We start from the raw sequence: 20,844 nt of genomic DNA, 5'->3' as shown, positions 1-20,844 counted from the left end.
AAATTATATTTCGCCCTTCTTTAACTGTCCCACGGCGTAATCTACGGCCCTTGCTGTGAGTGCCATATAAGTGAGGGAAGGATTTTGAGTGGAGGTAGAGGTCATGCAGGAGCCATCGGTTACGAACACATTTTCGCAGGCGTGCATTTGGTTCCATTTGTTTAGTATGGAAGTCTTAGGATCCAGGCCCATGCGCGCGCCGCCCATTTCGTGGATATCCAGCCCAGGTGCCTGTTTGGAGTCATCTACACGGATGTTGGTGAAGCCTGCTTTGGTGTACATTTCGGTCATTTGTTCCTGGAAGTCTTTCACCATTTTTTCATCATTGTCGTCGTAGCTGATATTGATATCCAGCAGGGGCATGCCCCATTCATCTTTTTTATTCGGGTCCAGCGATAAGGTGTTGGTTACTTTAGGGATGGTTTCCCCCATCATGTGAGAGCCTACGTACCAGGGGCCCAGTTCTTTAGACGCCAGTTGGTCCTTCAGTTCTTGGCCAAAACCATCTGTACTGTATTGGAGGTCGCGACCTGCGCCAAAGCCTGCTGCATACCCGCGCAGGAAGTCGGTTTCCTGTTTGTGTACGTTGCGGAAACGTGGTATGTAACCGCTGGTGGGCCTGCGGCCTACATCGTTAAGGTGCTTAAATCTTTCGTCTTCACAGATGGCGTTAATGTGGGCGCGGTAGTTGTGAAAGGCCACATACTTACCCAGCACACCGCTGTCATTGCCCAGTCCTTGAGGAAAGCGGCGGGAGGTAGAATTTAAGAGTAGCAGGTTCGTATTGAACGCGGCGGCATTTACAAAAATGATCTTAGCGTAATATTCGGTCACGGACTTGGTATGCGCATCTATCACCCGTACGCCGGTGGCTTTGTTCTTAGTATCGTCGTAAATAATTTCCTGTACCACACTATCGGGGCGCAGGGTCATATTGCCTGTTTTTAATGCCCAGGGAATGGTGGAAGAATTGCTGCTAAAATAACCGCCAAAGGGGCATCCTCGTTGGCACAAGGTACGGTTCTGGCACTGCACGCGGCCTTGCTGGGTGTGGATTTCCTGCGGGTCGGTGAGGTGGGCGCAACGGCCATAGATCACGTGGCGGCCATCATAATTTTTGGCTACCACGCCTTTAAAATATTTTTCTACATCGTTAAGTCCTTCGGCGGGTAAAAATTCGCCGTCGGGTAGTACATCGATGCCGTCTTTATCACCGCTGATGCCGGCAAATTTCTCTACGTAACTATACCATGGCGCCAGGTCTTTATAGCGGATGGGCCAGTCTACCGCAAAACCATCGCGGGCCGGGCCTTCAAAATCAAAATCGCTCCAGCGTTGGGTTTGCCTGGCCCACAGCAGGCTTTTGCCGCCTACCTGGTATCCTCTTATCCAATCGAAAGGTTTGGTTTGAATGTAGGGATGTTCGGTATCTTTTACGAAGAAGTGCATAGCGTCTTCGCGGAAAGCGTAGCAGCGGCTCACCACGGGATTTTTGTCTACGATGTCTTGCGGTACCTGGCCATGGTGGGTAAATTCCCAGGGCATCATGTTGGTGGTGGGATAATCTTTATTGTGAACCACATTGCGGCCACGTTCCAGCACCAGGGTTTTTAATCCTTTGTCGCAAAGTTCCTTGGCGGCCCATCCGCCGCTGATGCCAGAGCCAATCACGATGGCGTCGAAGGTCCGGTTTTGTATAGAGTCGTTGGTATTACCCATGATTTGTAATTGCATTTAAAAAAAGAAAAAAATCACACTGCCTGGCTGGGAATGTATTTGCCGGGAATCTGCTGGTACACCTGTACTTTGGTGAGGAAGTATTGCGATCCGGTGTAAGCTTGCAGGGTCAGGTATTTCATCGTATGATAAAAATATGCAGCATCATTGGTGGCCGCATCCTTAGTATTGTTGGCGGCGGTAATGATGGCGGTTTGTTCCTGCGGTGTGCAGGCGGTAAATGATTTTTTGTACTGTGCCTGTACCTGGTCGGTAAATTGTTGCATGCCTTTCAGAAAGCGTTCGCGGTCTTCCTGTTTATAGCAATCATTGAGCATGGTCAGTGCATACTTGTCGGCCTGCACTGCTTTGGCGCCAGGGGTGGCATTATCGGGTACGATCACCTGGGCAATGCCGCTCATCAGGGCCAGTTGGTCCTCGTCGATGGGTACTTTTTCGTACCCGGCAATTTTTTTCTTGCTGTGTGACAAACAGGAGGGAAGCAGGGCTGCACCGGCAGCGATGATCACAAATTGTTTGAGGGCAGCACGTCTGGAAACATTCATAACATACATTTAGTAAACGTCGCGGGTTGGCTGCGCATGGTAGCTTTCCTTGATAGATACTTCCTTTCGGAACAGCGGATAAGGTAATAAAAAAACGAATAAAGCAGGAGGAAATTGTGACGAAGGGCAGGAAGATAGGGGGCTGGGTACGCCCGGCCATGCTGCCAGTGCTGTTTTTGCCCTAAGCTTGCTATAAAAATTGTGTCGCCTGTATGTAATTTGCACGCAATAATGTAGTCTGGGAAGTAAAAAACGTAATGGGATCATGGTGGATTTGCGCCGGGGGCAATGCAAGGGCGTAGGCCACTGATTAATGGAGGTACAGGCCTGAGTTGTTACAACACGAGTTGCTGGTGCAGGCGTAACAAGGTATTGGCCGGGTCTATGCTAAAGCCGGGATGTACCTTAGATGTTTGTACAATGGTGCTGCGGGTGGCGGTAAGCCAGCGAAAACGCGCAGCTATGTCTAACCGGCCAATGGGGCCGCCGGCGGCCGTTCCCTGGCAGATCTGCTCAAATGCGCACAGCACGGCGCGTAGCTCCCCGATGTCGGGGGCGTCGGTAAATACTTGCAGACGTCGCTCGTCGATGGTAAACAGGATTTGTAAAAATTTCTTTTGCCGGCAATAGAGGATTACACCAACATTGAGAAACTCTTCGCGCTCTACGCGGGGTACCACGCGGATGACGGCGTACTCAAATAAGTGTTTGTCTGGCATGTGCAGCGGCGTTTACAAAAATTTCGGAATGGGCAATACGTTGGGTGATAAACTGGAAGTATACCTCCCGGAGTACTTCCGGCGGTTCGGTTTGTGGGCCACCGGTAAGCCATTCGTCGGGAATGGTATTTACGATGGTACGCACCCTTGCCGGGGTAAGGATAGCTTTATACTGGGCGTCTACGGCGGCCAGGTCTGCTGCTTGTGGCAGCAATACATGATCTTTCACCTGTGCAAAGGGGCGAATGGCCTGTTCGGCCCAGTTGTCCCAGGAATGATGAAAATATAATGCGGCGCCATGATCTATCAGCCATAGTTCCTGGTGCCACAGCAGCATATTGGTATTGCGCGCGGTGCGATCTACATTGGTTAGCAGGCAATCCAGCCACACGATTTTAGATGCCAGCAGGGATTCTATCACCGTTACTGTAGGATCGTAGGTAATGGAGCCGGAAAGGTAGTGCAGGCCCAGGTTTAGTCCTTCGCTGGCCCGCAGCAGGTCCTGTATTTCCTCATCGCCTTCCGTGCGGCCAAAGGCCTCGTCCAGTTGGGCAAATACGATCTCGGGTATCTTCAGGCCCACGGCCCTGGCCATTTCCCCGCCCAATAATTCCGCAATCAGGGCCTTCAGGCCCTGGCCGGCACCCCGGAATTTAAGTACGTATAAAAACCCATCGTCTGCTTCAGCGATGGCCGGCAGCGATCCGCCTTCCCGCAGGGGCGTCACGTAGCGGATCACATTCACCTTTCTGAGTTGTAAAGCATTGTCCTGCATGAGCGCAAAGGTAAATGAACAAACAGCCTTCTCCAAGGCGGATATGGGGTAAACGCGCAACCTAACAATAAACCGTTCTGGTGGCAACAATGTGGGTAACCGTTTGCCCGGCAACCAGCCTGCTAATGCCGGCCATCAGCCCGGTCTGGAGACCGCGTAAGCTTTATCAGCCCGATAGCCCATCCACCCTTACCAGTGCCAGCCAGTTTAACACAAGGCCTGGCGACCCGGGTGCGGCACCCAGCCACCCGCCCAGTTTTGATGCACACCCGCCATATGACGTGGGTAGGCAAGTTATCGGGAGTATGGGATGGGTTATTACCGCTCCACATATGCCTTTGTTTTCACCACTGGTAGCTATTTCCCCAAACCTCTGAAGAGTTTGTAGGAAGCTATATTTCACCACTAAACTTCAGCTCCCCTGCTCTAAAAAATACCATGCTCCTGTAAGATACTCCTGCTTACCATTCTTTTTGCTGATAATCCTGAAAATTCACAGCTGAAATATACCATGCGTATGCTCAACAGTGCCGCCGAGGCATTGAATTTGCTTTTCTACAAATAGTTGCAACCCGACCTAATCTTTCCAGATTTGCATCTCCCTGTGGTAAACGGTGAGTGGTTGCTGGCAGCGATGAGGTAGTAGGGATAATTGAAAAGATAAACCGGTGGTTTTCCTGATTAGCAGCTGCTATCATCCCATTTTTCAATATATACGGAAGCCAGGCACCACAGATGGCTATATCAAAACGGAAATTAGGAAGCGCTGTTTGTACTGTTGCATACTATACCGGCCATTCACCAGGTCCGGACTTCATTTAAACAAGTTTGTCTGATGCTGTTGCCTGAAAATAAATCCAACAACACATTTTGTTTCACAGAGGGAGGCGGTGAAATGGGTGCCCTCACCCGGGCCTATAACTGGGACGCCAGTACGTTGGGTACACCGGACCAGTGGCCACAATCACTGCGCACCACTTTGAGCATTGTGCTGCATGCGGCCTCACCTATGTTTCTGTGCTGGGGCGATGAGCTGATCTGTTTTTATAATGATGCCTTCCGGCCCAGCCTTGGTGCGCAAGGTATACATCCTGCAGTGGGTAAATGCGGGGAAGACTTGTGGCTGGACAAGTGGCAACAGGTTTACCCATTGTTATTACAGGTGATGCAAACGGGTGAACCTGTTTGGTGGGAAGATCAGCTCGTGCCTTATCCCCGCAATGGGAAAATTGAAGACCGTTACTGGACTTTCAGTTATGGCCCTGCTTATGGCGACAATGGCTGCATTCATGGTGTGTTGATAATTGGCACAGAAACAACTGTCAAAGTGCAGGTAGTCAATAAACTATCTGCCGCTACAGAACAAGTGGTGGAAGAGCGTACCCGCGTGCTAACGGAGGTAAACAGCAGCCTGGAACGCTCTAACGCGGCGCTGGCACAGTTTGCCTACATCGCCTCCCACGACTTGCAGGAGCCGGCGCGGAAGATGAGCAACTTTGCACAGTTGCTGGAACGCCACCTCGGTCAGCACCTGGACGATCATAGCGCTGGTTATATATCCCGCATTAAACGCTCTGCTTCGCGCATGCTGGCGCTGATCAAAGAATTGCTGACGTATGCTGCACTGGCTGATGAGCAGCCTGGTTTTGCCCGGGTAAGTTTGCAACAGGTGATGGAAGGCGTGTGCGCGGATTTTGATTTACTCATTGAACAAAAAAATGCCCAGGTGCAAGTGCAGGCCTTGCCGGAGATAGAAGCCGTTGCATTGCAGATGACCCAACTCTTCGGTAACCTGTTATCTAATGCCTTAAAATATACCCGCCCTGCGGTGCAGCCGGTGATCAGCATCACGGCAGTAGAAACAGATGGCCGGGTCTGGTTTCCGGAAGCTGCTGCCGGCACCTGTTATTATCGTGTAGAGGTAAAAGACAATGGCATTGGGTTTAGCCAGGAACACGCTGCCCGGATTTTTGAAATTTTTCAGCGCCTGCATGGCAAGGCCGATTTTGAGGGTACAGGCATTGGGTTAGCTATTTGCCAGAAAATAGTGTTGAACCATCACGGAGTTATTTTTGCGCAGTCGGAAGAGGGGGTGGGCAGCCGTTTTGTGCTGGTATTGCCGGCCGTGCAGCCACCCCGTTAAAAAGGCGAAAAGGTCGCATCCTGGAACGCTGTTCACAAAGAAAATCCAAATGCATATCATCCGTGGCATTTGCTAGACTACCAAAATACTAGCAATTTGGGCCGGCACCACATACCTCTACTTAACTATCCTCTACCGCAAAAACGGGCCGCCACTTATGCAGCGGCATCCATCCTGTTTTATTATCATCAACTATCGTGATCGTTCATCCCTGATTTTCTTTCAGCAGGTATTCACAATATAAATAATACTGAAAACAGGTACTATCACTCCGATAATTGATGCGCTGGTTACCGGTTGCTATGCATAAATTTAAATTTTAATTGTAATCAATTTTAACGGAAGTATCTATTACCTTTTTACGCACTGCAGGCCTCGTGGCGATCCGGGATCAAGCGCTTTTGCTGGCATACAGCAGGCATAAAGGCACCTGGTACCTGCCCGGGGGTGAGGTGTATGCAGGAGAAACCACCACGGAGGCACTGGTGCGCGAAATCCGGGAAGAGTTGAATGTGGAGCTAAACCTGGCCCGTTTGAAGCTGTATGACCGCATCAAGGAGAGGCCGGCGGGGCGTGGATAGACCAGGATTGTTTCATGTACCACCTGGAGGAAGATATTATTCCTGGCCATGAAATTGAAGAAGTTGCTTATTTTAGCCCTGACATATACCTGCAAGAACCCCACCAGGTAGCAGGTGTTATACACGTTTTTGAAAAGCTGGCCCGCGATAGCATTGTGAGGCCGGTATAACGGATACCATCAATTTAATGAAGTATGAAAAAAAACTTTAAGCTCATCATCGCCACCATGGCAGCATTTGGGCCACTGATGACGCAAGCACAGCAAAATGCAAAACCGGAAGACACGGAGTTATGGACACCCGTGCCTGCCAAAGTAACTCCCGCCAAAGTTAACACAGAAGGAGCACCCTCAGATGCCATCGTACTGTTTGATGGCAAAGACCTGGACCAGTGGGTATCTGCGGCAGACCGGGAAAAACCAGCAGACTGGTTCGTGAAAAAAGGCATACTTACAGTAAACAAGAGCGGTTTGGGCAACATTGAAACCAAAAAGTCCTTTAAAAATTACCAATTGCACATTGAATGGCGTGTTCCCGCAGACATTTCCGGCGAAGGCCAGGCAAGGGGCAACAGCGGCGTTTTCCTGGCTTCTTTGGGCAAGGGTGATGCTGGTTACGAACTGCAAGTGCTCGATAACTATGAAAACAAGACTTATGTAAATGGGATGGCAGGCAGCATTTACAAGCAATTTGCACCGCTGGTAAATCCTTCCCTGAAAGCCGGCGAATGGCAGTCGTATGACGTGATCTGGACGGCCCCTGTATTTAACGAAGATGGATCGGTAAGATCTCCGGCGCGTGTTACCGTATCATTTAACGGTGTATTGGTACAGAACAATACCGAGCTGCTTGGTCCCACGCAGTATATTGGCAAACCTTCTTACTCCGTTAAACACGATGCTGTTCCAATCAAATTGCAGGCACATGGCGACAAGAGCTTGCCGATCAGCTTCCGCAATATATGGGTGCGGGAATTGTAGGATATGAACATTATAAAATAATAAAGCACCTTTAAAAGTGCCGAATTTCAATTGAAATAAATAGCCCCGGTTACGGAAGTGGCCGGGGATTTTTTATGAATAGGTGCCGCTATCATTTCCTGTCAGCCCCGCGGAAACTTCCAATTTTGCAATTCAATCTGTAGGGTGTGTTATGCCCTTTTTTTAGGTATATAAATAGCGGTCACTTGTCAGGGTAAAAAAAATTAATAATTTTAAAAACTAACCCTATATTTGCCTGATAGAACAGAATAGAACAAACCAATAAGTTCCACTACCGCGTTTGAAAATCAACAAGTTAGTTGTATGTATAGCAACTTTTCCAGAACGGTTATGTATGCAGCCAATGCCCATCTTTAGTTGTAATGGGTAGCCGTATCTATGCACGTTATACCTACCAAAAGCCACCTTTATAAACCACTTTATGCTACACGTTATGCATGCAAAAATTGCTTCCAAAATGCTATGGCTGCTCCTGTCGATCGGCGTAATACTACTCGCTGGCGCACCACTTTTCGCCCAGGACGGCGGTAAGATTGCTGGCGTTGTGACGGATATCCAGGGCGAGCCGCTTCCCGGCGTTTCTGTGAAACTATCCGGCACACAAACCGGTGCCATTACCGATGCGAAGGGCACCTTTTCCATTAACACCAGCAATAAAAACGGTACGCTGGAATTCAGCTTCGTAGGATATGAGCCGCAGTTGCTTCCTATTTCCGGACAGACTATGCTCCAGGTGAAGATGAAACAGGCTACCGCTACCGTTGATGAAGTGGTAGTGGTAGGCGCGCTGGTAAAAAAGACGGACCTCACCGGGGCGGTAGTGAATGTAGATTCAAAGGCCCTGCTGCAACGTCCTGCTACCAATGTGTTGCAAGGCTTACAGGGAAATGCAGCCGGTGTTTTTATCAGCAACGGTACCCGCCCCAGTGACGATGCCTCCATCAAGATCAGGGGTACCAATACCATTAATGCCGGTTCTTCCCCCATATTTGTGGTGGATGGCGTGGTGATGGAAAACAACCAGGGCGGTTTTAGTGCCGTGAATGTAAATGATGTGGCCTCTGTGCAGGTACTCAAAGATGCCTCAGCTACCGCTTTGTATGGTTCCCGGGGGGCCAATGGAGTAGTGGTGATCACTACCAAGAAAGGCCAGCGGAGGGGAGGAGACGGGCTGATTACCTACGATACCTGGGTAGGCTTTTCCAACTTCACCCAAATGCCGAAGACACTCAATGCGCAACAACTCTTTGCCCTGCGCACCGACGCTTACGCCAACGGCTATATGAAAGATAACCCTACGGCCAACCGGCAGGATTATATATACAATACATTGTTGAAAAGCAATATTGCCTTCTCTAACCAGGAATTTGATACCTACAATAAAAAACAAAGTTACAACTGGCTGGACCAGGTAACCCGTACCGGCTTTCAGCAAAACCACGCACTTAGTTTTTCCGGCGGGTCAGACCGGGGCGTATTTTACCTGAGTTTTGGATATGCCGGCAATAAAGGTGTTGTGGATGAAACCAAACAGGATAAATACACCGGTCGTTTTAACGCAGACTACAATGTGAAAAAATGGCTAAAAGTTGGTACCAACACGGGTTTTACCCGCACCAACGATAATATGCCTTCCGACGATGTGTATGGTAAGGCACTGAATGGCAACCCGCTGCTCGATTATCATCCTTACGAAGACCCGGCAACCCGGTATACAACCGATTACCTGACTACCTACTACCGCGCGCATGGGGAACAGAATAATAATGACTTTAACCCCTTTAACTCGCTGGAAATAGACCGTAACCGTACCCGCAACCGTATTACGTCTTCCAACTATCTGAACATTAATCCCATCAAAGGCCTGGATATCCGTTCCACCTATTCGCTGGATTACGGGGCGCAGGACTGGTTCGAATTTACCCCGCACAGCATACAGGAAGCCATCCGCAACTACAATGGCGATGCGCGCGCCAAACACGAACGCTGGAGCGATACCTACTGGCAGTGGGACAATACCATTACTTACAACACTACCTTTGCTACCGATCATAAATTCACCGCTTTGGTGGGTACCAGTTCCAGCAAACGCAGTTCCAATTATACCTTGGCGCAAGGCGACCGTTTTGCCAGCGACGACCTTTCCTACCACGACCTGGGCGGTGCGGCCGCCGTGGAGAAATCGGTGCTGGGTTCTGATTTTTATGAATATTCTCTGCTCTCTTTTTTGGGCCGGGTGAATTACAGCTATAAAGATAAATACCTACTGACCGCCACCGCGCGGTACGATGGTTCTTCCCGTTTTGCAGCCGGCCACCGTTGGGGCCTGTTCCCTTCCATATCTGCTGCATGGAATGTTACGCAGGAAGATTTCATGAAAAACTCCTCCATCTTTAGCCTCCTGAAACTGCGGGTGGGATATGGCGTGGTAGGTAACCAGGATATCAATAACTACGCGTATCAAACGCTGTATGGTTCTAAGGTAGACAATGGCAATGCGCTGATTGTGAATGATGGCCGCCGGGGCAATCCGGACATCACCTGGGAAAAACAAAAACAAAGCAACCTGGGCCTGGATATGGGCTTCTTTAAATCGCGCCTGACCGTTACTGCGGACGCATTTTATATAAACAACGACAACCTCTTGCTAGACCGCTCCCTGGCCACCACCACAGGTTATACCCAAGAATGGCAGAACATTGGCCGGGTAAACAATAAAGGCATGGAGTTTTCTGTGAATGGCCAGATCATCGAAAAGAAAAATTTTAACTGGTCCGTATCCGCCAACATATCCTTTGATAAAAACACGGTGAAACAGCTCTATGGCGATGCCACAGAAATATATAACATCAGTGGCAACGCCATACAGCGCGAAGGCAATATCTTCCTGGGCAAATCGTTGCACACGATTTATACCTTACGCTCCGGCGGCATTGCACAGGAAAGCAACCGTGCACAGTGGGAGCATCTGAACTACAATGGCAAAACCGTTGCTTTGGGCGATCTTTTTGCACAAGACCTCTCCGGCCCCAATGGTAAACCCGATGGCATTGTAAACCAGTACGACCTGTCGGTAGTAGCGAAAGAAGATCCTAAATTTTATGGCGGCTTCTCCACTACCCTGAATTATAAGGCATTTGGCCTGAATGCAGTATTTACCTATTCTTCCGGCGCCAAAAAGATCAGCAGCTATTATGAAGGCCTGATCAACAGCACGGGCGAAAGCATGGCTTCCGCCGATCTATTGAACCGCTGGACGCCCGAACATACCAATACCAATATCCCCCGGGTGATTGCCAATACCAGCTATAACCGCTATAATCCTTCCGACATGGATTACTCCATCCAGAACGCTTCTTTCCTGCGCCTGTCTGCACTAACGCTGTCGTATAACCTGCCTGAGAAATTACTCACGGCCTGGCACCTGAACAACCTGCGGCTGTATGCTACCGGCTCTAACCTGTTTTGCCTTACGCACTACAAAGGGTTGGATCCTGAAACCGGCGACTATGGCTATCCGCCGATCAAGATGTTTGTGTTTGGATTGAATATTGGTTTTTAATGCTAAAAGCAAAAAAAATATGAAACGTACTATAAAATGGGCCCTCATAGCAGGATTAATCATGGTGGTTTCGTCTTGCAAAAAATTCCTGGACGAACAAAGCATAACTAAACTGGACGAGAATAAAGTATATGCTGACCTGGACCTGGTAGAAACCAGCCTGAAAGGGATTTATGCCAACTGGAAAGCAGTGCGCACAGATGAACAGGGTACTATCATGATGATGGGTACCGACGAAATACAGCAAGGTGCTTACCAGATGAAAAGCGATGCGCAGAAGGGAGGCCTGGATCGTTACGATGCCAACCTGAATTCTACCCTTACTTACAACGCCAACCAATGGAATATCCGCTGGCCGCTGGTAAATGAAGCTGCAAAGATTATCCGTGGATTGGGCAAGGATTCCCTGACCGCTGGCACTAAGGAAGCCTCTTTATATGGGGAAGCCTGCTTTGTGCGCGGTTTCGTAGACTTTGAACTGGCTATGTACTGGGGGGAAATTCCCATTCGTGACCTGGATCGAGAAGCTGAACTGGGCGACCGCCGCCAGCCGCTCAACGATGTTTGGAAGTTTATCTTGGACGACCTTACCAAAGCGGCCACCTATTGCCCAACCACCAATGATCCCGGACGCGCCACGCTGGGCGCGGCATGGGCTATGCTGGGCAAGGCATATATGGCAGCACCCGTATCCACCGGCCTGCGCGATTTTACAAAAGCCAGCCAGTGCTTCGAAAAAATGATGAGCAATTATTCGCTGGTACCCTACAAAGACCTGTGGGATTATAGTAAGGCCAACTCGGCAGAGGCTATCCTGGAATTCCAGTTTGGCCCTGTATCGCCCAACAATAATAAGATCCAGTTCCAGATTGGTTCCCGCGCGGTGCAATCTTTCTTTGGTGATGGCTGCTATTATTCTGGTTACGATAAGATTGTACCTACCGTACATGCTTATGAAACCGTGGCCAATGGTGGTGTATGGGAAGATGGCGATCTGCGGAAAGATGAAAGCATCCGTTACGACTTTACGTATTATGGCGTAACACCTACCTTGCAAAACCTTACCTGGGAAGATTTGGGCAATGATTACGATGAGCTAATGCCCCACATAAAAAAATACGAAGACTTCCGCACAGACAGTCACAGCGACGAGAAGATCAATAATATGTGGAACTCTGGTAAGAACATTCCCATATTGCGCCTGGGTGATATTAAACTCTGTTACGCAGAATGCCTCAACGAAATAGGCAAAACCCCGGATGCCGTTAACGTAGTAAACGAAGTAAGAACCCGTGCCTGGGGTGGTGTACTGCCAGAAGATAAAAAATGGAAAACCATGTCGCAGGATGCTTTCCGGACCAATATCATGGAAGAACGTATCCGCGAACTATTTGCAGAAGACTGGCGGCGCATAGATCTCATCCGCACCGGCAAGTTTGTAGAGCTGGTGAAGGCCCGCAACAAATGGACTAAACAATCCGGTACCATCCAGGATTATAACACCATATTCCCCATACCCGATACAGAAATGAAACTGAATAGCGATATTGGACCAGAAGACCAGAACCCTGGTTACAACTAAGCGATAAACGGAAACTTAAACCGCAGTACCCGGTCATCTTTACACCATGATGGGGACTGCTTTTGCGCGATAAGTTATGAAGCACTTTTTGAAATCAATCCTACAGTTGACCAGCGCAGTAGCCCTGCTGTTAGGGGCGCAGGCGGCCAAGGCTGCCGCCCCTGGCCCGTGGAAAATTAGCTATGACAAAGCCAGTAAGTCGGTACAGATTACCCGGGCTGCCGGCAGTGTACATATTCAATTATATGCTACTTACAAATGGGATGGCCGACTGGTTACCACCCGCGAATATGCGGGCAGCACACTGTTGCAAAAGCCGGTACGGGATGCTTTTGGCAAAGGCACCCTGGTGCAGGTAATTTTCCGCGACGATCAGCTGCCCACGTTGGTACAATCGTTTTACCAGTATGCCGGCAAAGATTATGTACTCACCGATTTCACCCTGGAAAGCAAATCCGGCACCATTGCCTCCAATTACATGGCACCCGTAAATATGGTAGACATGACGCAATCGCTGGGCACTGGCTACCTGCGCGCTTTATTCGTACCATTTGATAACGATAAATGGGTACGCTTTCAATCGCACCCGCTGGACTTCAACAGCCTGACCAGTTATGAAACAACGGCGGTGTTTAATACCACCACCCGCAAAGGACTGGTAGTAGGCGCAGTAGATCATGACTTTTGGAAATCGGCCGTGGTGATGCATAAAACGGAAAACGATCCTACCTACGCACTAACCTGCTATGGCGGCGCAGCAGATTCCACCACCCGCGACCTGTTGCCGCATGGTGCCAGGGAAGGACATATCATCCAATCACCAAAAGTAATGATCGGCGTATTCAACGACTGGCGTACCGGCATGGAAACATTCGGGGCTGCCAATGCCGTCCTTACACCCAGGAAAGCCTGGTCCAAAGCCATGCCCATGGGCTGGAACAGTTGGGGTGTGCTACAGTTTAAAATTAATTACCAAAAAGCACTGGAAGTATCCGATTTCTTTAAAACATACCTGCAACCCCAGCACTTTGCCAATGCAGACAATGAAGTGGTAATAGGCCTGGACTCCGGCTGGGATAGCTTCACGGAGGAACAACTCAAATCATTTGTGGGCCATTGTAAGGCCAACGGACAGATGGCGGGCATTTACTGGACGCCCTTTGCAGACTGGGGTAAAAACCCGGAAGGTACCATCAAAGAAGCACCTGCCTATAAATTCAAAGATGTATATTTATACGCCCATGGCCAGCCGCAGGATCTGGATGGGGCATATGCCATAGATCCTACGCATCCTGCCATTGCTGCGCGCATGAAGGCCGTATCGGCCTTGTTTCACCGCTGCGGGTTCCAATACGTAAAAGTAGACTTCATGGCCCACGGCGCTATGGGTGCCGATAAATGGTATAACCCTACCGTGAAAAGCGGTATACAGGCCTACAACTACGGCATGCAGTTGTTGGATCAATACTTTGGCGATATGTACATCAACCTTTCCATTGCACCCATTTTCCCAGCCCAATATGCACAATCGCGCCGCATTGCCTGCGATGCCTGGAACAAGATGAAGGATACTGAATATACCTTGAACGCCGTTTCTTATGGTTGGTGGATCAACCAGCTATACCGCTATAACGATGCCGACCACGTGGTGCTGCAAAAGGCCACGGAGGGCGAAAATCGCGCCAGGGTTACTTCCGCAGTGATCACCGGGTTATTTATTTCCGGAGACGATTTTAGCAAAGAGGGGAGTGAAGAAGGGAAAGAAAAGGCCAAGCAGTTTTTAACCAATGAAGCCGTGAATGCCCTGGCCCAGGGTCATAGCTTCCGCCCCGTGGAAGGCAATGGGGAGCGCTCTGAAGAGCAGTTTACCCTGAGCGATGGTCATGGCAATACCTACTATGCCATTTTCAATTATTCCGAAAATGCGCGTACCTTAAAAATTCCGCTCGAAAGATTGGGATTAGACCCTTCCAAACCTTACCAGGTAAGGGATTTATGGTCCAAGACCGGTATCGATGCTGCCGCAACGCTTACTGTTCCGGCAAAAGACGTGCGTTTGTTGAAAATAAATGCGCAGTAAAAGATCATCCATCTGGTGATTACAGGCCCAAACATTCATAAAATTTTAATCATGAGGAAAAAGGTATTTTCCATATTGCTGCTGTTTATCATTGTAACCTCTGTAAAAGTAAAATCGCAAACCATTCGTATATCCACCAGCGAAACGGACCTGGTATTGCAAACCGCTGCCAACGGACGCCTCTATCAGTTGTACCTGGGTCCCCGGCTGGCAGATCAATCGGAATATGGCAAACTATCCGCCACCTTAAGATCCAAATCAGATGGGCAGGCCTGGGAGGCTTATCCCGTGTCTGGTACAGAAACTTTTTTTGAACCAGCCTTTGCCATCCAGCACAACGATGGCAATATGACCACCGTGCTGAAATACGTTTCCCATACGGTAAAACAAATAGACGACAACGTTACCGAAACGGTGATCCTGTTGAAAGATGAGGTATACCCGGTGCAGGTAAAATTGTTTTATACCACCTTCGCTAAAGAAAATATCATTAAAGCCTGGACGGAGATCAGCCACGACGAAAGAAAGCCGGTGACCATTAGCCGTTACGCCTCGTCTATGTTATACCTGAACGGGCCACAATACTTCCTCACTACCTTCAGCGGCGACTGGGCCCGGGAAGTAAACATGAGTACCGCCCCGCTGAATTTCGGAAAGAAGATCATCGACTCCAAACTGGGCACCCGGGCAGATCTGCACGTGTCACCCTTCTTCACCGTGGGCATGGGCGATACGCCGCAGGAAAACGAAGGACAGGTGCTAATGGGTACCCTGGCCTGGACGGGCAATTTCCGTTTCACGTTTGAAGTAGATAATGAAAATCACCTGCGCGTAATTTCCGGTATCAATCCTTATGCATCGGATTACAAGCTCGATGCGGGAAAGGTATTTACCACGCCGGCTTTTATATTCACCCTGAGCGACCAGGGCACTGGCAAAGGCAGCCGCAACCTGCAACGCTGGGCGCGCAATTACCAGTTGAAAGACGGTACCAAAGACCGCTTAACCCTGCTCAATAACTGGGAAACGACCGGCTTTGATTTTGATGAGCCAAAACTAGATTCTCTCATGGTGGAAGCCAAGTATCTGGGTGTAGATATGTTCCTGCTGGATGATGGATGGTTTGGTAACAAATACCCCCGCCACAGCGATACACAGGGCCTGGGCGACTGGGAGGTTACCAAAAGCAAACTGCCCAACGGGGTGCCTGCTATGGTAAAAGCGGCAAAAAATGCCGGGGTTAAATTCGGTATCTGGATAGAACCGGAAATGGTGAGCGAAAAAAGTGAACTATTTGAAAAACATCCCGGGTGGGTGATCATGCAGCCCAACCGCGAGCGCTATTATTACCGTAACCAACTGGTGCTGGACCTGAGCAACCCTGCCGTACAGGATCATGTGTTTAATGTGGTAGATAAACTGATGACTGAAAATCCGGATCTGGCCTACCTGAAATGGGATTGCAACAGCCCGGTGACCAACATTTATTCCCCTTATCTCAAAGACCGGCAGAATAATTTATATATAGATTATGTAAGGGGTTTGTACAAAGTGCTGGACCGCATTAAAGCCAAATACCCTGGCCTGCCCATGATGTTATGTTCAGGTGGCGGTGGTCGTACCGATTATGGAGGGCTTCAATATTTTACAGAATTCTGGTGCAGCGACAATACCGATCCGGTAGAACGTTTGTTTATCCAATGGGGATATTCCCAGTTTTTCCCATCAAAAGCCATGGTAGCCCACGTAACTAGCTGGAACAGCCAGGCCAGCATTAAATTCCGTACCGATGTAGCCATGATGTGTAAGCTTGGTTTCGACATCAACGTAAAAGAATTAAGACCCGAAGAACAGGCATTTTGTAAATCGGCCGTAGCTACCTATAATCGCGTTAAAAATATTAACTTCGAAGGCAACCAGTACCGGCTTGTTTCACCTTATGAAAGTAACCATACTGCTGTAATGTATGTGAATGAGGCGCAGCAACAGGCTTTATTATACACGTATGATATTTATCCGCGTTATGCAGAAAACCTGCTGCCGGTTAAATTAAAGGGCCTGCATCCAGCCAGGCATTACCGTGTAAAAGAAATTAACCTTATGCCTGGCACCACGTCTACCATCGCCTGCAATGATAAAGTATATTCAGGCGACTTCCTGATGAAAATAGGGTTGGATGTGTTTACTGCAGGTAAGCTCAATAGCCGCATACTGGAACTGGTAGCAGTGGATTAACGGAAGCGCAGGGGCATGGAAGTAAATAAAAACCCAATGAAAACGATATTTGAAAAGATACAGGAGCTGGATGATCTGCCTTCCTATTCCAAACACGAGCGGTTTGTAGAAGGCATCATCAATGCGATTGATGAACGGATTGTTGGCATTGGTGATGCATTGCCTTCTGTGAACGCCATGATCTCCGGGCTGGGATATGCCAGGGAAACCGTCATCAAAGGATACCGGGAGCTGCAAAGCCGCGGCCTCATTGAATCCAAAAACCGGCTGGGCTATTTCGTATCGGACGATAACACCCAGCAATCCCTGAAAGTGGCCTTGCTGATGTATACGATCGATACTTTCCAGGAACAGTTTTACCGCAGCTTCCGAAACGAACTGGGGGTGAATGTACACCTGGATGTATTCTTTCATCATGGCAACATCGAAGTATTTGAAACCATGCTGTCGCTGGTGAAAGGCCGGTACGGCATGTACGTGATCTCACCCGTACACCATCCCCGCACCAAAGCGTTGCTCAGTACTATTCCCCGGAATAAACTGGTGATGTTTGACCGCTTTGAACCGCTGGATGGCGACTTCAATTATGTGGTGCAGGAATTTGAGCGTTCCTCCTTTGCCATCTTTGAACAACTGGCAGACGTTATTAAGCGCTACAAACGGATGGTGTTTTTCCATAACCCCGATTCCCTGTTTCCGCCGGAAATTGTGCGCTCCTTCCAAAAATTTACCCGCAAACATCATATCAATGGGCAAGTACTCCGGGAGTATATTCCAGGATCGGTGGAGAAAGGGGTGGTGTATTACGTAAATGAAAATGCGGAGCTGTGGAATTTATTAAAGGATTGTAATATTAAAAAACTGCAACCAGGAAAGGATATTGGTATTCTTTCGCACAATGATGAACCGGTAAAAGAGATTGTGGGCAACGGCATTACTACTTACTCCGCCAGTTTCACCGAGATGGGAAAACTGGCGGCACAGGCAGTGCTGAACCGGGAACCCATTCACGAGGTGATTCCTACAGCACTTATAAGACGAAACTCGCTTTGAAATTATGAATGCAGCGTCTGTGCTCAGCTTTATCCTGTTTACGGTGACGGTGGCTATTATCTCGTGGTATAAAACCAGGAAGGAAAACCTGCAAACCTCCACAGGCCTTTTCTTTGCCAACCGCAACCTGGGTTTCCTGGTAGTGGGCGGCGCCCTGTTCTTTACCAACATCAGCGCGGTACAATTTATTGGGGAGAATGAACTGGTGTACACCAATAATATGAGTGTAATGGCCTGGGGGCTGTCGTCGGTGTTTGCCATGCTGCTGGTGTCGGAATTTATTATGCCGGTATACCTGCGCAGCGGCATTTCCACCACGCCCGATTTCCTGGAAGAAAGATACGATGCCGGCACCAAGCGCTTTGTTTCTATAATTTTCCTGGTGAGTTATATCGTGAACATGCTGCCCTCTGTGCTGTATAGCGGGGCCATTGCGTTCAACGGGTTGTTTCATGTATCTGAAACATTTCATATCGGTTACTGGCAAACCATTTGGTTGCTGGTGTGGCTTATTGGCTTCATTGGCTGTTTGTATACCGTATTGGGCGGCCTAAAAGCCGTGGCCATCTCCGATACGGTATTGGGCGTGGCTATGTTTGCCGGCGGCATGGTACTGCCTTATCTGGGTTTAAAATACCTGGGGCATGGCAGTGTGGCCCATGGATTTAATACCCTGCTCACCAGCCATAACACCCACCTGAACGCCATTGGCGGCCCTCATGATGCGGTGCCGTTTGCCACTATCTTCACGGGCATGCTGCTGGTAAACCTGTATTACTGGGGTACCGAACAATACATTGTACAGCAGGCCCTGGCTTCCAGAAACCTTGCGGAGAGCCAGAAAGGTATTGCCGTGGCTTCGTTGGGAAAAATTATTTCCCCCCTCTTGCTGAATATTCCGGGCCTTATCGCCGTGCAGCTTTATACCCACCTGCACAATACGGCGGAGGTGTTCCCACAGTTCGTAAGCGATGTATGCCCGCCGGTACTCACGGGTTACATGGCCGCCATTACCTTCGGCGCCGCCCTCACCACTTTCAATGCAGGGTTAAACAGCACCAGCACCCTTTTTGTACTTAATTTATACAAACCCCTGAAAGCCTGGCAACAAAAGCCGGTCACCGAGCGGCAGTTGGTAAATGCCGGCAAGCGTTTTGAATTACTGGTGTGTTTTTTGGCCATGATCATTGCCCCCTTCATTGCTTTTGCGAAGCAGGGATTATATACTTACCTGCAAATGGTAAGCGGTTTTTTTAGTGTGCCGATATTCACCATCCTGGTGGTAGGCCTGGTGCATAAAAGGGTGCCGGCCATTGCCGCCAAAATAGGCCTTACTTTTTTTATCCTGACGTATGCAGCTTCGCAATTATTCATCGACACGGGGCTGCATTTCCTGCATGTGCTGGCCATATTGTTTGTACTGACGGTGTTGCTAATGCTGGCCATTGGCGCATGGCGCCCCATGCCAGTACCTTTTGTGCAGCAGTGGAATAACGTGGTAGACCTGCAACCCTGGAAGTACCGGCATTTGTATGCAGTGCTGCTGATTATCGCCATGATAGGGGTGTTTGTACTGTTTTCGCCATGGGGGCTGGCGAGGTAATAGCTCTCATTTTGCCCGGCCTCACTTTAAACTTGACTATTCTAAAAATGCGTGGGAAGCAGAATCTTTAAGCCAGATTTTGGAGATTTTCCAGTTTTTTAAAGACGGTAAAACGTTAAAGGAAATATTTATAAGCATACTATACAGATTGAAAGAATAATTGAAACGTTATTGTGCTCATAAATTCGTAGAGAAGTATTACCAATGAATGCTGGTGGGCTACAGCCATGGCTACGACCGGCTGAACCGCCTGCGCAACAATAGAATTTTATATGAAGCAAATAGTCGATCAAATAAATGAAAGAATTAGACAATTGGAATTTGCAGACGCATATATTTATTCTTTTTGCAAAAATGTATTGTCGATTGCAGTTAGTCAAGATTTTTTTTATTATCATAACTTTTTGATAAAATTTACGAACGTATTCGCAATGGATTGTAAGTTTTCCTGGAGCGTTGATGCAAGTATAAATAGGGAAATGATTGAGTTGATCGAAGGGGCTGATGCGGATATTATAAATCTTAAATATCATGTCGAAATAGGCAACTATATTTTCCGGATTACAACGGAAGACTTGGATCAATTTTATATTGCTGCAGAAGAGATTGAACTGGTTGATGTGGTTGTGAAATACTACGAATAATCATTGAAATAATATCCATCAGATCAGGAAGGTGAAAGGCTTTGCTGAAATTTTAATTTACGATAATTGGACCATTACCGGTATTGATCAAAGGGAATAAAGCAACCAAATTAGATTCACGACATGGATAAAAGGATATATTTTTAGGACAATATTATAATTTGATAAATCTGATACAATGAATATTTCAAGCAGCAGGAATATGGCCAGCAGCTAAAAAAGCTGCTATCGATGGAATGTCCGCCAACGATATCTTATTGCACGAAATTAGATACAATTCTTCCACTGGAAGTGCAATAATAATTCAACATCATTGAAAATGAAACAAAAAGACATATTAAAAGCAATTCGTTTGGTAATTGATAACGAGTTAGAGAAATTGGGGTTTGTATTTAAAAGTAAAATGGGGGGTTATGTTAAATTTCATGCTGAAAGCCAATTGTATTTCGAGATTTCTTTCCTTTTTTTAGATACTGCTGATTATGATACTGTATTGACCCCCTAAATGGCTGGACTAAATTATTAAATCAATTTAGTCACTTAAATTTAGGGTACTATGGCAAAACAACGCAGAAGCTTTTCAG

16 protein-coding genes are annotated in these 20,844 nt (G+C 48.2%); 12 read left to right on the top strand and 4 right to left on the bottom strand.

The annotated features are described in order from the left end of the window. Positions 1–3 precede the first annotated feature (3 nt). The 4 genes from GA0116948_RS08775 to GA0116948_RS08760 all read right to left on the bottom strand — a co-directional run bounded on the left by GA0116948_RS08775 (position 4) and on the right by GA0116948_RS08760 (position 3,776). Complete coding sequence (locus GA0116948_RS08775) at positions 4–1,719, bottom strand: GMC oxidoreductase (RefSeq protein ID WP_089711724.1); 1,716 nt, start codon at positions 1,717–1,719, stop codon at positions 4–6. A gap of 32 nt (positions 1,720–1,751) precedes the next feature. Beyond that, complete coding sequence (locus GA0116948_RS08770) at positions 1,752–2,282, bottom strand: gluconate 2-dehydrogenase subunit 3 family protein (RefSeq protein ID WP_165798415.1); 531 nt, start codon at positions 2,280–2,282, stop codon at positions 1,752–1,754. Positions 2,283–2,617: 335 nt separating this feature from the next. Beyond that, a complete protein-coding gene (locus GA0116948_RS08765; protein WP_089711211.1) occupies positions 2,618–3,001 on the bottom strand; it encodes a DUF3037 domain-containing protein in 384 nt (127 codons plus the stop codon). Continuing rightward, positions 2,979–3,776, bottom strand: a complete 798-nt coding sequence (locus GA0116948_RS08760; RefSeq protein ID WP_089711208.1) for a HipA family kinase — start codon at positions 3,774–3,776, stop codon at positions 2,979–2,981. The genes GA0116948_RS08765 and GA0116948_RS08760 overlap by 23 nt, the downstream gene beginning before the upstream one ends. A gap of 835 nt (positions 3,777–4,611) precedes the next feature. On the opposite strand from GA0116948_RS08760, the gene GA0116948_RS08755 reads away from it, so the two are divergent. From GA0116948_RS08755 to GA0116948_RS08705, 12 genes are all read left to right on the top strand, one after another. Next, positions 4,612–5,919 (top strand): PAS domain-containing sensor histidine kinase, encoded by a 1,308-nt coding sequence (locus GA0116948_RS08755; RefSeq protein WP_089711207.1) that lies wholly within the window; start codon positions 4,612–4,614, stop codon positions 5,917–5,919. 332 nt (positions 5,920–6,251) lie between these two features. After that, on the top strand, positions 6,252–6,500 hold the full coding sequence (locus GA0116948_RS08750) for an NUDIX domain-containing protein (protein ID WP_089711204.1): 249 nt from the start codon (positions 6,252–6,254) through the stop codon (positions 6,498–6,500). A gap of 14 nt (positions 6,501–6,514) precedes the next feature. Further along, positions 6,515–6,670, top strand: coding sequence for a hypothetical protein (locus GA0116948_RS21245; protein WP_165798413.1), 156 nt, complete (start codon positions 6,515–6,517; stop codon positions 6,668–6,670). A gap of 24 nt (positions 6,671–6,694) precedes the next feature. After that, positions 6,695–7,480 carry a 3-keto-disaccharide hydrolase gene (locus tag GA0116948_RS08745; protein WP_089711202.1) on the top strand — a complete coding sequence of 262 codons (786 nt, stop codon included), beginning with the start codon at positions 6,695–6,697 and terminating at the stop codon, positions 7,478–7,480. A 442-nt stretch (positions 7,481–7,922) separates the two neighbouring features. Further along, positions 7,923–11,063: a SusC/RagA family TonB-linked outer membrane protein gene (locus GA0116948_RS08740; protein ID WP_240619184.1), complete on the top strand. Its 3,141-nt coding sequence runs from the start codon at positions 7,923–7,925 to the stop codon at positions 11,061–11,063. A gap of 19 nt (positions 11,064–11,082) precedes the next feature. Beyond that, positions 11,083–12,645: a RagB/SusD family nutrient uptake outer membrane protein gene (locus tag GA0116948_RS08735; RefSeq protein WP_089711722.1), complete on the top strand. Its 1,563-nt coding sequence runs from the start codon at positions 11,083–11,085 to the stop codon at positions 12,643–12,645. An 88-nt stretch (positions 12,646–12,733) separates the two neighbouring features. Continuing rightward, positions 12,734–14,725 (top strand): alpha-galactosidase, encoded by a 1,992-nt coding sequence (locus GA0116948_RS08730; RefSeq protein WP_240619183.1) that lies wholly within the window; start codon positions 12,734–12,736, stop codon positions 14,723–14,725. A gap of 51 nt (positions 14,726–14,776) precedes the next feature. Next, on the top strand, positions 14,777–16,960 hold the full coding sequence (locus tag GA0116948_RS08725; RefSeq protein ID WP_089711196.1) for an alpha-galactosidase: 2,184 nt from the start codon (positions 14,777–14,779) through the stop codon (positions 16,958–16,960). 36 nt (positions 16,961–16,996) lie between these two features. Beyond that, positions 16,997–18,013 (top strand): GntR family transcriptional regulator, encoded by a 1,017-nt coding sequence (locus GA0116948_RS08720; RefSeq protein WP_089711720.1) that lies wholly within the window; start codon positions 16,997–16,999, stop codon positions 18,011–18,013. 4 nt (positions 18,014–18,017) lie between these two features. Beyond that, a complete protein-coding gene (locus tag GA0116948_RS08715; protein WP_089711194.1) occupies positions 18,018–19,616 on the top strand; it encodes a solute:sodium symporter family transporter in 1,599 nt (532 codons plus the stop codon). Positions 19,617–19,888: 272 nt separating this feature from the next. Beyond that, positions 19,889–20,260, top strand: a complete 372-nt coding sequence (locus GA0116948_RS08710; protein WP_089711192.1) for a hypothetical protein — start codon at positions 19,889–19,891, stop codon at positions 20,258–20,260. A 319-nt stretch (positions 20,261–20,579) separates the two neighbouring features. Continuing rightward, positions 20,580–20,765: a hypothetical protein gene (locus GA0116948_RS08705; RefSeq protein ID WP_089711190.1), complete on the top strand. Its 186-nt coding sequence runs from the start codon at positions 20,580–20,582 to the stop codon at positions 20,763–20,765. Positions 20,766–20,844: the final 79 nt, after the last annotated feature.

This window comes from Chitinophaga costaii (genome assembly GCF_900094705.1).
GTDB lineage: Bacteria > Bacteroidota > Bacteroidia > Chitinophagales > Chitinophagaceae > Chitinophaga > Chitinophaga costaii.
This window is presented reverse-complemented; position numbering and strand designations above follow the sequence as displayed.

Coding starts and splice junctions, on each gene's coding strand:
- GA0116948_RS08775 (WP_089711724.1), bottom strand. CDS start 1,719: ATGGGTAATACCAACGACTCTATACAAAACCGGACCTTCGACGCCATC.
- GA0116948_RS08770 (WP_165798415.1), bottom strand. CDS start 2,282: ATGAATGTTTCCAGACGTGCTGCCCTCAAACAATTTGTGATCATCGCT.
- GA0116948_RS08765 (WP_089711211.1), bottom strand. CDS start 3,001: ATGCCAGACAAACACTTATTTGAGTACGCCGTCATCCGCGTGGTACCC.
- GA0116948_RS08760 (WP_089711208.1), bottom strand. CDS start 3,776: ATGCAGGACAATGCTTTACAACTCAGAAAGGTGAATGTGATCCGCTAC.
- GA0116948_RS08755 (WP_089711207.1), top strand. CDS start 4,612: ATGCTGTTGCCTGAAAATAAATCCAACAACACATTTTGTTTCACAGAG.
- GA0116948_RS21245 (WP_165798413.1), top strand. CDS start 6,515: ATGTACCACCTGGAGGAAGATATTATTCCTGGCCATGAAATTGAAGAA.
- GA0116948_RS08745 (WP_089711202.1), top strand. CDS start 6,695: ATGAAAAAAAACTTTAAGCTCATCATCGCCACCATGGCAGCATTTGGG.
- GA0116948_RS08740 (WP_240619184.1), top strand. CDS start 7,923: ATGCTACACGTTATGCATGCAAAAATTGCTTCCAAAATGCTATGGCTG.
- GA0116948_RS08735 (WP_089711722.1), top strand. CDS start 11,083: ATGAAACGTACTATAAAATGGGCCCTCATAGCAGGATTAATCATGGTG.
- GA0116948_RS08725 (WP_089711196.1), top strand. CDS start 14,777: ATGAGGAAAAAGGTATTTTCCATATTGCTGCTGTTTATCATTGTAACC.
- GA0116948_RS08720 (WP_089711720.1), top strand. CDS start 16,997: ATGAAAACGATATTTGAAAAGATACAGGAGCTGGATGATCTGCCTTCC.
- GA0116948_RS08715 (WP_089711194.1), top strand. CDS start 18,018: ATGAATGCAGCGTCTGTGCTCAGCTTTATCCTGTTTACGGTGACGGTG.
- GA0116948_RS08710 (WP_089711192.1), top strand. CDS start 19,889: ATGAAGCAAATAGTCGATCAAATAAATGAAAGAATTAGACAATTGGAA.
- GA0116948_RS08705 (WP_089711190.1), top strand. CDS start 20,580: ATGAAACAAAAAGACATATTAAAAGCAATTCGTTTGGTAATTGATAAC.